General features: G+C 59.7%; 13 protein-coding genes, 2 rRNA genes and 1 riboswitch. Of the genes, 11 read left to right on the top strand and 4 right to left on the bottom strand.

The features are described from left to right. From JWQ61_RS11905 to JWQ61_RS11880, 6 genes are all read left to right on the top strand, one after another. Window positions 1-261, top strand: a 23S ribosomal RNA gene (locus tag JWQ61_RS11905); the annotation flags it as partial. A 192-nt stretch (window positions 262-453) separates the two neighbouring features. Further along, window positions 454-566: ribosomal RNA gene (gene rrf / locus JWQ61_RS11900) — 5S ribosomal RNA — on the top strand. Between the two features lie 167 nt (window positions 567-733). After that, a complete protein-coding gene (gene ruvA, locus JWQ61_RS11895; RefSeq protein WP_304360713.1) occupies window positions 734-1,312 on the top strand; it encodes a Holliday junction branch migration protein RuvA in 579 nt (192 codons plus the stop codon). 92 nt (window positions 1,313-1,404) lie between these two features. Further along, a complete protein-coding gene (gene ruvB / locus JWQ61_RS11890) occupies window positions 1,405-2,463 on the top strand; it encodes a Holliday junction branch migration DNA helicase RuvB (RefSeq protein WP_304360712.1) in 1,059 nt (352 codons plus the stop codon). 43 nt (window positions 2,464-2,506) lie between these two features. Next, window positions 2,507-2,959, top strand: coding sequence for a YaiI/YqxD family protein (locus JWQ61_RS11885; protein ID WP_304360711.1), 453 nt, complete (start codon window positions 2,507-2,509; stop codon window positions 2,957-2,959). A 140-nt stretch (window positions 2,960-3,099) separates the two neighbouring features. Then, entirely contained in the window at window positions 3,100-3,942 is an 843-nt protein-coding gene (locus JWQ61_RS11880) for a 2-keto-4-pentenoate hydratase (protein ID WP_061538912.1), read from the top strand. A gap of 100 nt (window positions 3,943-4,042) precedes the next feature. Here JWQ61_RS11880 and JWQ61_RS11875 read toward each other — a convergent pair whose 3' ends face one another. Both JWQ61_RS11875 and JWQ61_RS11870 read right to left on the bottom strand, forming a co-directional pair. Then, window positions 4,043-4,477: a DUF2147 domain-containing protein gene (locus tag JWQ61_RS11875; protein WP_304360714.1), complete on the bottom strand. Its 435-nt coding sequence runs from the start codon at window positions 4,475-4,477 to the stop codon at window positions 4,043-4,045. Window positions 4,478-4,571: 94 nt separating this feature from the next. Beyond that, window positions 4,572-7,406, bottom strand: coding sequence for a valine--tRNA ligase (locus JWQ61_RS11870; RefSeq protein ID WP_304360710.1), 2,835 nt, complete (start codon window positions 7,404-7,406; stop codon window positions 4,572-4,574). 249 nt (window positions 7,407-7,655) lie between these two features. Then, window positions 7,656-7,763, top strand: a riboswitch (TPP riboswitch). Between the two features lie 95 nt (window positions 7,764-7,858). On the opposite strand from JWQ61_RS11870, the gene thiC reads away from it, so the two are divergent. From thiC to thiE, 5 genes are all read left to right on the top strand, one after another. Then, complete coding sequence (gene thiC / locus JWQ61_RS11865) at window positions 7,859-9,781, top strand: phosphomethylpyrimidine synthase ThiC (protein WP_061538915.1); 1,923 nt, start codon at window positions 7,859-7,861, stop codon at window positions 9,779-9,781. Window positions 9,782-9,789: 8 nt separating this feature from the next. Continuing rightward, window positions 9,790-9,990, top strand: a complete 201-nt coding sequence (gene thiS / locus JWQ61_RS11860) for a sulfur carrier protein ThiS (protein WP_092396856.1) — start codon at window positions 9,790-9,792, stop codon at window positions 9,988-9,990. Window positions 9,991-10,164: 174 nt separating this feature from the next. Continuing rightward, a complete protein-coding gene (locus JWQ61_RS11855) occupies window positions 10,165-10,977 on the top strand; it encodes a thiazole synthase (RefSeq protein WP_304360709.1) in 813 nt (270 codons plus the stop codon). After that, window positions 10,974-11,789 (top strand): hydroxymethylpyrimidine/phosphomethylpyrimidine kinase, encoded by an 816-nt coding sequence (locus JWQ61_RS11850; protein ID WP_304360708.1) that lies wholly within the window; start codon window positions 10,974-10,976, stop codon window positions 11,787-11,789. Before JWQ61_RS11855 ends, JWQ61_RS11850 begins: the two co-directional genes overlap by 4 nt. A gap of 4 nt (window positions 11,790-11,793) precedes the next feature. Then, complete coding sequence (gene thiE, locus JWQ61_RS11845) at window positions 11,794-12,408, top strand: thiamine phosphate synthase (protein WP_304360707.1); 615 nt, start codon at window positions 11,794-11,796, stop codon at window positions 12,406-12,408. Between the two features lie 62 nt (window positions 12,409-12,470). Here thiE and JWQ61_RS11840 read toward each other — a convergent pair whose 3' ends face one another. Beyond that, on the bottom strand, window positions 12,471-12,959 hold the full coding sequence (locus JWQ61_RS11840) for a Dps family protein (protein WP_041741205.1): 489 nt from the start codon (window positions 12,957-12,959) through the stop codon (window positions 12,471-12,473). 94 nt (window positions 12,960-13,053) lie between these two features. Continuing rightward, window positions 13,054-14,280, bottom strand: coding sequence for an MFS transporter (locus tag JWQ61_RS11835; protein WP_304360706.1), 1,227 nt, complete (start codon window positions 14,278-14,280; stop codon window positions 13,054-13,056). Window positions 14,281-14,379 lie beyond the last annotated feature (99 nt).

Genomic DNA, 14,379 nt, shown 5'->3' with positions numbered 1-14,379 from the left:
GGGCTGCTCCTAGTACGAGAGGACCGGAGTGGACGAACCTCTGGTGTACCGGTTGTCACGCCAGTGGCATTGCCGGGTAGCTAAGTTCGGAAGAGATAACCGCTGAAAGCATCTAAGCGGGAAACTTGCCTTAAGATGATATTTCCCGGGAACTAGATTCCCCTAAAGGGTCGTTCGAGACCAGGACGTTGATAGGCTGGGTGTGGAAGCGTAGTAATACGTTAAGCTAACCAGTACTAATTGCCCGTGAGGCTTGTCCCTATAACCTTAGCAGGTTATATGATGAGCTTATTTGTTTGCCAAGGTGACTATCCATCAACGATAGCAACACCGTTTGGACATTCATACCCAACCGACTCCACCCACCCTGGTGGAGCCGGTATAAAAAACTACTTCTTCTAAATTGCGCTCTTTGTTGCTCCAACCGGAGAACAAACTGCGATACAAGTTATGCCTGATGACCATAGCGAGTTGGTACCACCCCTTCCCATCCCGAACAGGACCGTGAAACGACTTTGCGCCGATGATAGTGCTGCAACCAGTGTGAAAGTAGGTCATCGTCAGGCTTTTATTAAAAAACCCTCTGCAGACAACTGCAGAGGGTTTTTGCTTTGGGGTTTTGGTTTACGTAGTCGATAATTTCCGGCAATTTCATCTTTCCCGTAACAAAACCACTGTGTTTTTAACCAGTTGTCCTGTATGATTCATTGATTCACATAAAGGCCATACTGCGATGATAGGTCGTCTTTCCGGGATTCTGCTCGAAAAAAATCCTCCCCAATTATTAATTGACTGCAATGGCGTCGGCTACGAGGTCGGTGTGCCGATGAGCACTTTTTATAATTTACCGGGGCTGGGCGAGAAGGTTGCCTTGCTGACCCACCTGGCGATACGCGAAGATGCGCATGTGCTGTATGGCTTCGGCACTGCCGAGGAACGGAATGTTTTCAAGCAGCTGATCAAGATCAGCGGCGTCGGCGCCCGTACCGCCTTGTCCATTTTATCGGGCATGTCGGTGCAGGATCTGGCGCAGGCGATCACCATGCAGGAAGCCGGCCGCCTCACCAAGGTGCCCGGCATCGGCAAGAAAACCGCCGAGCGCCTGTTGCTCGAATTGAAAGGCAAGCTGGGAGCGGACCTGGGACCGGTCGGCAGCCATCATGCCAGCGACGCCAGCGGCGATATCCTGAATGCCCTGATTGCGCTTGGTTATTCCGACAAGGAAGCGATGCTGGCGCTCAAGCAGCTGCCGGCTGACGCCAGCGTGTCGGACGGTATCAAATTGGCACTGAAAGCCCTGTCCAAGTTGTAATCGGACAGGCTAAAGCTGATCATTATTGCTTTATTGATGGTGTAGATGTCTTTTTTTATATCTAATCGCTACAGTCTGGCTACAATCCGACCATGAGTATCCAAACCGACGATTTCGCCGAACAACGCATTATCGCTGCCACGCCTGCTTCGCCGAATGAAGAGGCGATCGAGCGGGCGCTGCGGCCGAAGCAGCTGGACGAGTATGTCGGCCAGGAAAAGATACGCGACCAGCTGCAGATATTCATTACCGCCGCCAGGCAGCGGCGCGAAGCTCTGGACCATACCTTGCTGTTCGGTCCCCCGGGCCTGGGCAAGACCACGCTGGCGCATATCATTGCGCGCGAAATGGGCGTCAACCTGCGCCAGACTTCGGGCCCGGTGCTGGAACGCGCCGGCGACCTGGCTGCGCTGCTGACCAATCTCGAAGCCAATGACGTGCTGTTCATCGATGAAATCCATCGCTTGTCGCCGGTGGTGGAAGAAATCCTCTATCCCGCGCTGGAAGATTACCAGATCGATATCATGATCGGCGAAGGCCCGGCCGCGCGCTCGGTGCGCCTGGACCTGCAGCCGTTCACCCTGGTAGGCGCGACCACGCGCGCCGGGATGCTGACCAATCCGCTGCGCGACCGCTTCGGCATCGTCGCCCGCCTGGAATTTTATACGCCGCAGCAATTGAGCAAGATCGTCACGCGCAGCGCTTCCTTGCTGGGTGCGCCGATCATGGACGATGGCGCTTTCGAAATCGCCAAGCGCAGCCGCGGCACGCCGCGCATCGCCAACCGCCTGCTGCGCCGGGTGCGCGACTACGCCGAAGTCAAAGGCAATGGCGAAATCACCAAGCCGATGGCGGATGCCGCGCTGGTGATGCTGGATGTCGATCCGGTCGGTTTCGACGTCATGGACAGGAAGCTGCTGGAAGCGGTGCTGTTCAAGTTCGGCGGCGGTCCGGTCGGCCTCGACAACCTTGCCGCCGCCATCGGCGAAGAACGCGACACGATCGAAGATGTGCTTGAACCGTACCTGATCCAGCAGGGATACCTGCAGCGCACGCCGCGCGGCCGCATTGCAACTCCGCTGGCATACACCCATTTTGGCGTGGCGGCGCCGCGCACCGGGCCGAACGGTGAGTTATGGGGGCAAAATTAATTCGCCTACAGATGCCGATGCAGCAACCGGACAGCCGGCGGCGATGCAGATCTGGGTTGACGCCGATGCATGTCCGAACGTCATCAAGGAGATTCTGTTCCGGGTCGCCGACCGTTTGCAGATAGTAGTGGTCCTGGTGGCCAACAAGTTGCTGAGAGTGCCGCCATCCCGTTTCATCAGGGCAGTGCAGGTGCCGGCAGGTTTTGACGTCGCCGATCGTGAAATCGTCCGGCTGCTGCAAATTGGCGACCTGGTGATCACAGCGGATATCCCGCTGGCCGCCGATGTGTTGGAGAAGGGCGGCAAGGCATTGAATCCGCGCGGCGAATTTTATACGAATGACAACATCCAGCAGCATCTGACCATGCGTAATTTCATGGATGAGCTGCGCGGAAGCGGCGTGGAAACCGGCGGTCCGGCCGCATTCAACCAGAGCGACCGCCATTTGTTCGCTGCCCAGCTTGACCAGTTTCTGCAGAAATCGCGGATTCGATAAACGTTTCTCATCAAGGCAGGATCGCGGGCCCCGTGTCGTCCCGCAATGCAAGTGCCGGAATATCAACATTTCTGCGCTTGTGTAAAAATTAAACGTCACAGACAATACGATAGCCTTCACTAATAGTGTGCAAGTCAACCATGCTTATGTCTACCAAAGCTAACCGTTACGCCAACCAGCTTCTGGATGCGCGGGCGCGTGCCAAATTGATGCCGCTGTTGTCGGCCGCCGACGCTCTCTCGCCGATGGACGGATACGATATCGGCAAGCGCATCCTGGACGCCAGCATCGGCCAGGGCGATACCCCGGTCGGCCGCAAGGTCGGCTTCAGCAACCGCACCATCTGGCCAAAATACGGCATTACCGAAACTATCAATGCACCGATCTGGGCGCATGTGTTCGACAGTACGGTGCGCTACGCCGAAGATAACCGCGGCATCCAGAGCCTGGAAGGGGCGCTGCAGCCGCGCATCGAACCGGAAGTAGTGTTCAGCCTGGGACGGACGCCGGCGCCGGATGCGGACCTGGAAGAAATCGCCGACTGCATCGAATGGATGGCGCACGCCTTCGAAATCGTGGTGTGCCCTTTCCCGGACTGGAAATTCGAAGTGGTCGATGCGATCGCCGCGTTCGGCCTGCACGGCACGCTGATCGTCGGCGAGCCGCACATGCTGTCGACCGCAACCCGCCGCAATCTCGCCAGCATGCTGGCCAACGCCAGCGTTTCGCTGTCGTGCTGCACTGAAGATTCGGTGACCTTGTGCGGCGCCGGTTTCGGCAGCGACGTGCTGGACAGCCCGGTGCACGCCTTGTGGCATTTGCACCAGGTGCTGAATGCGCAATCGCAGTTCACGCCTTTGCAGGCCGGCGAAATCATCACTACCGGCACCTGGACCGATGCTTATCCGGTGCAGGCAGGACAGACCTGGGTCACCGCGTTTTCAGGCATCGCGCTGCCGGGCCTGACGGTATCCTTCGTGTAATCCGGCTGCTGCAGGGTGTAGCGCCAGGCAAATAAAAATGCCGTTCAGCGAATCGCTTGAACGGCATTTTTTTTGGGGAAACAGCGTACTGGCGAAACAATTACTCTTCGCGTACCCAGGTCTGGGTGCGGCCAAGCATCGGTACGCCGATATAGCCGCGTACATTCAGTTTCTTGCCATCGTCGGCAAGCGACATCTTGCTTTTGTAAACCTTGCCGTTGTCCGGATCAAGAATGGTGCCGCCGTTGTACTCGTTGCCATCCTTTTTCATGCCGTTGATGATGGTCATGCCGAGGATAGGCTGGTCTTTCAGCTCGCCCTGGCATTTCACGCATTTCGGATTCTGGTCCTGGCTGGGATCGCGCAGCAGCTTTTCGATCTTGCCGTGCAGTTCGCCGTTGGCTTCGCTGATACGGATCAGCGCCTTGGGCTTGCCGGTATGGTCATCGATATTCTTCCACAGGCCGACTGCCGAGCTGGTGTCTTGTGCGAAGGCGCCGAAAGCCAGCAAGGCTGTGCTGGCGATGGCCGTCATCAAAAGTTGCGTTAAAGTTTTACTCATGTTTGTCTCCTGTCTCTGTCGCACCGGCTGCGTTGCTGCAGGCCGGCGCAATCGTATTATTAAGAAATCAAGATACTTTTAATTTTGCAAACTGTTCCCGCAATTTCTCAAGGGTACTCGAAAAATTGGCCACGCGTTCCTGCATCTGTGCCACCACCTGTGCCGGTGCTCTTGCCACAAAGCTCTCATTGCCTAGCTGGACCTGGGCTTTGGCGATCTCCCCTTCTATACGAGTGATTTCCTTGCCCAGACGTTCCCGTTCAGCTGCAACATCAATTTCCACCTTGAGCAGCAGCTTAGCATCGCCCACTATGGAGACCGGCGCAGGGGATTCGGGTAGAGTCTCTACTACTTGTACTTCTGATAATTTCGCCAATGCCTGCAGGTACGGTGCGAACGACTGCAGCGTAGCCTGTTGCTCTGCCGAGCCGGCGATGATCAGCGGCACCCGCAGCGCCGGCGACAATTGCATTTCGCCGCGCAGGTTGCGGCAGGCGTCGGTCAGCGACTTCAGGTGGGTCATCCAGGTTTCGGCGTTTTCGTCTATCTTTTCCAGTGCCGCTTCAGGATAAGGCTGGCGCATGATGGAGTCGCCGGCCGGGTCGAGTGTCTTGCCGGTCAGTGGCGCCACGCTTTGCCACAGGGCTTCGGTGACGAACGGAATGATCGGGTGCGCCAGGCGCAGCACGACTTCCAGTACGCGCAGCAAAGTGCGGCGGGTAGCGCGCTGCTGCGCTTCGCTGCCGTGCTGGATCTGCACCTTGGCCACTTCCAGGTACCAGTCGCAATACTCATCCCAGACGAATTTGTAGATGGCCGAAGCGATATTGTCGAAACGGTAATCGGCAAAACCCTTGGCGACGTCGGCTTCGGTGCGCTGCAGGAGCGAAACGATCCAGCGGTCGGCTTGCGAGAATTGCAGTTTTTCCTTGTCGCAGACGCCAGGCGTATGGCCGTCGAAACCGCAGTCCTTGCCTTCGGTGTTCATCAGCACGAAGCGGGTGGCGTTCCACAGCTTGTTGCAGAAATTGCGGTAGCCGTCGCAGCGGCCGAGGTCGAAATTGATGTTGCGGCCCAGTGTCGCCAGCGAGGCGAAAGTGAAGCGCAGCGCATCGGTGCCGAAGGCCGGGATGCCGTCGGCGAATTCCTTGCGGGTCGCCTTGGCGATGCGTTCCGCGTCCTTCGGCTTCATCAGGCTGACGGTGCGCTTGGCGACCAGTTCTTCCAGCGTGATGCCGTCGATCAGGTCGATAGGGTCAAGCGTATTGCCTTTCGACTTGGACATCTTCTGGCCGTTGCCGTCGCGCACCAGGCCGTGCACGTAGACGGTCTTGAACGGCACCTTGCCGGTGAAGTGGGTGGTCATGATGACCATCCGCGCCACCCAGAAGAAGATGATGTCGAAGCCGGTGACCAGCACCGAGGACGGCAGGAACATCTTGTAGTCCGGCGTTTCTTCCGGCCAGCCCAGGGTCGAGAACGGCACCAGCGCCGACGAGAACCAGGTGTCGAGCACATCGTCGTCGCGCCTGAGTTCGCCGCTATAGCCTGCGGCCGCGGCTTGCGCCCGGGCGGCAGCTTCGTCGCGGGCGACAAAGATCTGGCCGTCGTCCGCGTACCAGGCCGGGATCTGGTGGCCCCACCACAACTGGCGTGAGATGCACCAGTCCTGGATATTGTTGAGCCACTGGTTGTAGGTGTTGTTCCAGTTTTCCGGAATCATCTGGATTTCGCCGTTGGCGACTTTTTCCAGTGCGACTTCGGTAATCGACTTGCCCGGGAAGTGCGTGCCTTCCGGCGCCGGCTTGCTCATCGCCACGAACCACTGGTCGGTCAGCATCGGTTCGATCACCACGCCGGTGCGGTCGCCGCGCGGCACCACCAGCTTGTGCGGTTTGACCGATTCCAGCAAGCCTTGGGCATCGAGGTCGGCCACTATCTGCTTGCGCGCCACGAAACGATCCATGCCCTGGTACTGGGCCGGGCCGTTTTCATTGATCTTGGCGTCCAGCGTCAGGATCGTGATTTGCGCCAGCTGATGTCGTTGGCCTACTGCGTAATCGTTGAAATCATGGGCTGGCGTGATCTTCACGCAGCCAGTGCCGAATTCCTTGTCGACGTAGCTGTCGGCGATCACCGGAATTTCGCGGTCGGTCAACGGCAGCTTGAGCATCTTGCCGACCAGGTGGATATAACGTTCGTCAGTCGGATCGACTGCCACGGCAACGTCGCCCAGCAAGGTTTCAGGACGCGTGGTGGCGACCGTCAGGTGGCCGCTGCCGTCGGCAAACGGATAACGGATATGCCACATCGAACCGTCTTCTTCTTCCGACGCCACTTCCAGTTCCGAGATGGCGGTGCCCAGCACCGGATCCCAGTTCACCAGCCGTTTGCCGCGATAGATCAGGCCCTGTTCAAACAGCCTTACAAACACTTCCACCACGGTGCCGGACAGTTTTTCGTCCATCGTGAAGTATTCGCGGCTCCAGTCGGTAGAAGCGCCCATGCGGCGCATCTGGCCAGTGATGGTCGAGCCCGACTGTTCTTTCCATTCCCAGACTTTTTCGACGAATTTTTCACGGCCGAGGTCATGGCGCGAAATCTTTTGCGCGTCGAGTTGCCGTTCGACCACAATTTGCGTGGCGATGCCCGCGTGGTCGGTGCCCGGGATCCATGCCGTGTTGAAACCGCGCATCCGGTGGTAGCGGGTCAGGCCATCCATGATGGTCTGGTTGAAAGCGTGACCCATGTGCAGCGTGCCGGTGACGTTGGGTGGCGGCAACTGGATGCTGAAGGACGGCTTGTCGGCGTCGGTGGTGGCGGTGTAGTACCCGCGCTTTTCCCACTCGCTGCGCCAGAATTGTTCAATCTCGGCAGGGTCGAAAGACTTGGCTAATTCCATGATTTATTGGGGTTCTTTGCTAAAGCGATCTAAAACGATGATTATAAAGTACGCAGCCGACTCGGTCCTAGCATTGGCGGCCGGGAGACATGGTTTTTTGACGTAAAGACAATCGTGCAGGCGGATTTGCCACGGATCGCCGGCTTCTATACTTGATCTGGGATAAGGAAACCCGGATTTTCGATATACCGCGAGCCGATTGCGGGTGTAAAATCCTTTCCGCTGCTTCGGGATTCAAACACCGGGGCAATGCAACGCTAGGGGTCCTGATTGCTGAAATGCCAATGCAATCGGGTGAGAAATACCCTCGAACCTGATCTGGGTAATGCCAGCGAAGGGAAGCTGTCGAGATGTAACCGGCCGATTCACAAGAATGTTCCGTGATCCCGCGCCCCAGACTCGAAAACTCCTTTGCTGGCTCCAAGCCATGAATTACAAGCAAAGGAGCCAATATGAACGCCAATCCGAAATTCTTGTCCGCCACAGCAACGGTGGATGAAGCCGCCATCCACCCCCTGCCCAATTCCCGCAAGATCTATGTCACCGGCTCGCGTCCCGACATCCGCGTACCGATGCGCCAGATCAGCCAGTCCGATACGCCGGCCTCGTTCGGCGCCGAAAAGAATCCGCCGATCTATGTCTATGACACCTCGGGACCGTACAGCGATCCCGATGTAAAGATCGATATCCGCTCCGGCCTGGCGACGCCGCGCCTGCCATGGATCATGGAACGCGACGATACCGAAGAACTGCCGGGCCCGAGCTCGGAATACGGCATCGAGCGCCTCAACGATCCCAAGCTGGCCGAACTGCGCTTCAACCTGCACCGCAAGCCGCGCCGCGCCAAGGCCGGCAAGAATGTCTCGCAGATGCATTACGCTCGCCAAGGCATCGTCACGCCGGAAATGGAATTCGTGGCGATCCGCGAAAACATGCGCCGCAAGGAATACCTGGAAGAGCTGAAAGCCTCCGGCCCGATGGGCAACAAGCTGGCCGACCTGATGGGCCGCCAGCATCCGGGCCAGTCGTTCGGCGCGTCGCTGCCGGCCGCAGGCGATTTCGTCACGCCGGAATTCGTGCGCGATGAAATCGCCCGCGGCCGCGCCATCATTCCCGCCAACATCAACCATCCGGAAATCGAACCGATGATCATCGGCCGCAATTTCCTGGTCAAGATCAACGCCAACATCGGCAATTCCGCGGTGACTTCGTCGATCGGCGAGGAAGTCGAAAAGATGACCTGGGCTATCCGCTGGGGCGGCGATAACGTGATGGACCTGTCGACCGGCAAGCACATCCACGAAACCCGCGAATGGATCATCCGCAATTCGCCAGTGCCGATCGGCACTGTGCCAATCTACCAGGCGCTGGAAAAGGTCAACGGCAAGGCCGAAGACCTGACCTGGGAGATCTTCCGCGACACCTTGATCGAGCAAGCCGAGCAGGGCGTCGATTATTTCACCATCCACGCCGGCGTACGCCTGCAATACGTGCCGATGACAGCCAAGCGCCTGACCGGCATCGTCAGCCGCGGCGGTTCCATCATGGCCAAGTGGTGCCTGGCGCATCACCGCGAATCCTTCCTGTATGACCACTTCGAAGACATCTGCGAAATCATGAAAGCCTACGACGTCAGCTTCAGCCTCGGCGACGGCTTGCGTCCAGGTTCGATCTACGACGCCAACGATGAAGCGCAGCTGGGCGAACTGAAGACCCTGGGCGAACTGACCCAGATCGCCTGGAAACACGATGTGCAGGTAATGATCGAAGGCCCGGGCCACGTGCCGATGCATCTGATCAAGGAAAACATGGACCTGCAGCTGGAACAGTGCCACGAAGCGCCGTTCTACACGCTCGGACCGCTGACCACCGACATCGCGCCAGGCTACGACCACATCACTTCCGGCATCGGCGCCGCCACCATCGGCTGGTACGGCACGGCCATGCTGTGCTACGTCACGCCGAAGGAGCATCTGGGCTTGCCGAACAAGGTCGACGTCAAGGACGGCATCATCACCTACAAGATCGCGGCGCATGCGGCCGACCTGGCCAAGGGCCATCCGGGCGCGCAGATCCGCGACAACGCCTTGTCGAAAGCACGTTTCGAATTCCGCTGGGAGGACCAGTTCAACATCGGCCTCGATCCGGACAAGGCGCGCGAATTCCATGACGAAACCCTGCCCAAGGATTCCGCCAAGGTAGCGCATTTCTGCTCCATGTGCGGCCCGCATTTCTGCTCCATGAAGATCACCCAGGAAGTGCGCGAATACGCCGCCGCGCAAGGCATTTCCGACATCGCTGCGTTGAAGCAGGGAATGGAAGTGAAAGCCATCGAGTTCGTCAAGAACGGCGCGGAAATCTACAGCAAGCAGTGAGGCCGATGATGGAAATCGTTCTTAACGGTGCGCCGCATCCGCTGGCTGACGGCGAGAACCTGCAACAGCTGATCACGGCGCTGGAACTGGCCGGGAAGGCGGTGGCGGTCGCCGTCAACCGGCAGGTGGTGCCGGCCAGCCTGTGGCCGCAGCGCATCTTGCAGCCGGAAGACAAGGTAGATGTCGTGCGCGCCATCGGCGGTGGGTAATCCACCTCCATAAACCTACTGCGCGACTCAATCTCCGGGCTGCGATGCTCACCGTACTTTCGTACGGCTGCGCTTCTTACCCAGACCTTGAGCCGCTCGCTACGGTTTCTGGAGGCGGCACAAAGTTATTCGGGTGCGCACTGGAAATCGTAGGAAATCTTTAAAGGATTTGTCATGGATCTGAATTCTCTCCCTGAAACGGGACAACAAGACACCGGCCTGACTATCGCCGGTAAGACTTATAGCTCGCGGCTGCTGGTCGGCAGCGGCAAGTACCGCGACCTGGAGCAGACGCGCGCCGCCACCGAAGCCAGCGGCGCCGAAATCATCACGGTGGCGATCCGGCGCGTCAACATCGGCCAGGACCCGAAAGCACCCAACCTGCTGGATGTGGTGCCGCCATCGCGTTACACCATCCTGCCCAACACAGCGGGTTGCTACACTGCCGCCGATGCGATTTACACGCTGCAGCTCGGGCGTGAATTGCTGAACGGGCACAAGCTGGCCAAGCTGGAAGTGCTGGGCGACGAACGTACACTGTTTCCCAACATGCCGGAGACCTTGAAAGCGGCAGAAGCCCTGGTCAAGGACGGTTTCGACGTCATGGTGTATTGCAGCGACGATCCGATCCAGGCGCGCCTGCTGGAAGAGATCGGCTGCGTTGCGGTGATGCCGCTGGCGTCGCTGATCGGTTCTGGCATGGGCATCCTGAACCCGTGGAACCTGTCGCTGATCATCGAGCAGGCCAAGGTGCCGGTGCTGGTCGATGCCGGCGTCGGCACCGCGTCCGATGCGGCGATTGCGATGGAGCTGGGTTGCGACGGCGTGCTTATGAATACCGCGATTGCCGGCGCCCAGGACCCGATCCGCATGGCGCGGGCGATGCGGCTGGCGATCGAAGCCGGGCGCGAAGCGTTTCTCGCCGGCCGGATTCCGAAGCGCTTTGCGGCGTCGCCATCCTCACCGATGGCGGGACGAATCAAGTGAATGCAGGTGCTGCAGCGCCGGCCTGCGTGCTGGTGTTTTCCGGCTCGGACCCAAGCGGCGGCGCCGGTTTGCAGGCCGACATCACGGCGATTGCCGCACTCGGCGGACATCCCTTGTCGGTAGTGACGGTGCTGACAGTGCAGGACAACCAGCGCGTGTTCGGCGTCCATCCGGTGGCTGCGGATCTGGTGCGGCAACAGGCGCAGGCGCTGGTTGATCGTATCGATATCTCCGCGGTCAAGCTCGGCATCGTCGGCAACCGCGCCAATGCCGAAGCGATTGCCGACATTATCCGTGAGCTGCGTTCACGGCAGCCTGATTTGCCGGTGGTGTTCGATCCGGTGCTGGCGACCGGCGGCGGCGACAGCCTGGCAAGTGAAGATCCGGTTGCGGCGCTGGCCCCGCTATTCGAGCTGGCCACCGTGATCACGCCGAACCGGATTGAGGCCGACCGTTTGTGCGGCGCCCAGGTCAGTCCCGAACAACAAGCCGCGCTGCTGCTTGAGCGCGGCTGCCGGCATGTGCTGCTGAAGGGCGGCCATGGTCGGGAACCGGATGAAGTAGTGAACCGCTGGATCAGCCGGAGCCGACAGCGCAGCTGGCGCTGGCCGCGCCTGCCGGGCGAATTCCACGGCAGCGGCTGCACCCTGGCGGCGGCGTTGTCGGCGCTGCTGGCGCAAGGCATCGACATGGAGCCGGCGATAGACGCTGCGCAAACCTATTGCCAGCAGACTTTGGCGGAATCCTATGCCATCGCGGCCGGCCAGCGCATCCCCAGCCGCACTCTGCCATTCTTAAAATTACGAGGATAAAGCGATGAAGGGTTTATACATCGTCACACCCGATTGGGACGACACCGACAAACTGTTGCAGGTAACCGAGCAAGCCTTGCAGGGAGGCGCGGCCTTGCTGCAGTACCGGCACAAGACCGCGGATGCCGCGCAACGGCGGCAACAGGCTGAAGCCTTGCTGAAATTGTGCCGGCGTTATCAGCGGCCCTTTATCGTCAACGATTATGTCGAGCTATGCATGGAGCTGGGAGCGGACGGCATCCACGTCGGCGGCACCGACGCCAGCGTGGCCGAAGTGCGGGCCATGGTGGGCGCGGACAAGATTGTCGGCGCGTCCTGTTACGGCGACCTGGAACTGGCGCATGCCGCATACCGCGACGGCGCCAGCTATGTGGCGTTCGGCGGATTCTATCCGTCGCGCGTCAAGAAATATCCGGTCACCACGCCGCCCGACATCGTCACCCGCGCCAAAGCGCAAATTGCGGCGCCGAACGTGGTGATCGGCGGCATGACGCAAGAGAACGCGGTGCCCCTGATTGCGGCCGGCGCCGATATGGTGGCTGCCATCAGCAGCGTTTACCTGGCGGACGATCCCGCCGCTGCAGCGCGCAGCTTCGTTACGTTATTTGAAAACCGCTAGGCGCCGATGATCGCGGCTGCAAATTGATTGTCGCCGCGACCGCTCGGTTGATTTGAAACCGTTCAGGTTTCCAGCAGGCTGCGCAGCATCCACGCATTTTTTTCATGCAGCTGCATGCGCTGCGTCAGCAAGTCCGCGGTCGGTTCATCCGAGGCGGCGTCAACCACCGGGAAAATCGAACGCGCGGTGCGAGTGACGGCTTCCTGTCCCTGCACCAATTGCTGGATCATGGCGGTCGCGTTCGGCACGCCTTCTTCTTCCGTAATCGAAGTTAGCTTGGAGAAAGCCTTGTAGGTAGCCGGCGCAGGGTAGCCGAGCGCGCGTATCCGTTCCGCGATCAGGTCCACCGCCAGCCACAGTTCGTTGTACTGGGTTTCGAACATCAGGTGCAATGTATTGAACATCGGCCCGGTGACGTTCCAGTGGAAATTGTGGGTTTTCAGGTACAGGGTGTAGGTGTCGGCCAGCAGCTTGCTGAGCCCGTCGGCGATTTTCTTGCGATCCTTGTCGCTGATGCCGATGTCGATGACGGCGACGCTTTTCTTTACCATTGCGCTACTCCTTCTAACAGTGATGTATGAAGACTTGCAGCTCGATTTTAAGTCAATTCGACGCAGGCAAAGCAACGCCCGTGTTTTTCCCGGCCTAACCGGGGACGGCAGTGCTGGAAGCCGGCTGCGCACGGCGATACATGCTGACAGTCAGCGCCACCGCTGCCAGCGACGCCACGGCGGCGAACAGGAACACTTCCGGACAGCCGAACTGGCCCACGATCAATCCCGCCAGCGGGCCGGTGACGCCCAGCGCCAGGTCCAGGAACACCGAATAGGCGCCGAGGGCGCTGCCGCGGTTGGTGGCCGGCACCAGGTTCACCGCTTCCACTCCGAGCGCAGGGAAGATCAGGGCAAAACCGAAGCCGGTAAGCGACGCGCCGACCAGCGCCAGCGCAGGCGAACTGGCCTGCCACAGCAGCAACAGGCCAAGCGCTTCGACCGAGAAACAGACGATCGCCACCCGGAAACCGCCGAAGCGCGAGATGGTGCTGGCGAACAGCAGGCGCGCGCCGACAAAGAAGGTGCCGAACAAGGTCAGTGAAAATGCCGCGTTGGGCCATTGATGGCTGGCGTAAAACAAGGTGATGAAAGTGGCGATGGAACCGAAGCCGATCGAGCCCAGGGCCAGGCCCATGCCATGTGGAAATACTTTGCGCAATACGTGCTGGAACGGCAAGTGTTCGCCGCGCACCACGGCCGTCGCCGCTTTCAGGCGCGCCAGCAGGAAACCGCCCAGCGACAGCACGGTCACCGTGGCGCCTACTGCGGCCAGGCCCCAGGCATGGTGGATCACCACGCCCAGCGGCGCACCGATAGCCAGTGCGCCATAAGTGGCGATGCCGTTCCAGGAAATCATGCGCGCCGTGTGCTGGGCGCCGACCCGGCCAATGCCCCAGGTAATCGCGCCGGTGCCGACCATGCTTTCGCCGCAGCCGAGCACCAGCCGGCCAATCAGCAGGATCGCCAGGCTTAGCGCCGGCATGTGCGGAAAGAATCCCGCCGCCAGCAGGAACACGCCGCTGACGCTGCAGCCGGCCAGGCCGCGCAGGACGGCGGTCTTGGGGCCGACCGAATCGGCCATGCGGCCGGCGAACGGCCGGCTCAGCAAGGTCGCCAGGTACTGCATGCTGATCGCCAGGCCGGCCAGCACCGAGCTGTAGCCGAGGTCGGTATGGACGTAGCCGGGCAGCACCGCCAGCGGTATGCCGATTGCCAGATAGCAAATGAATGTAAAAAATGCAGTAGAAACGATGTGGAACGTGACGGCGGTCCCGGACAGCGGCTGGCTGGCGCGGTCGAGACTAACTTCTTCGGACATGGTGGGCGACGACTTGGTTGATTGGGTGGATTACTGCGAAGGGGATTGATGCAATGCAGTATTTTACTCTCCTGGGCCCGATGTTGCTGGCGGCTGCCA

It is taken from the genome of Collimonas fungivorans (assembly GCF_028292705.1).
Lineage (GTDB): Bacteria > Pseudomonadota > Gammaproteobacteria > Burkholderiales > Burkholderiaceae_D > Collimonas > Collimonas fungivorans_B.
This window is presented reverse-complemented; position numbering and strand designations above follow the sequence as displayed.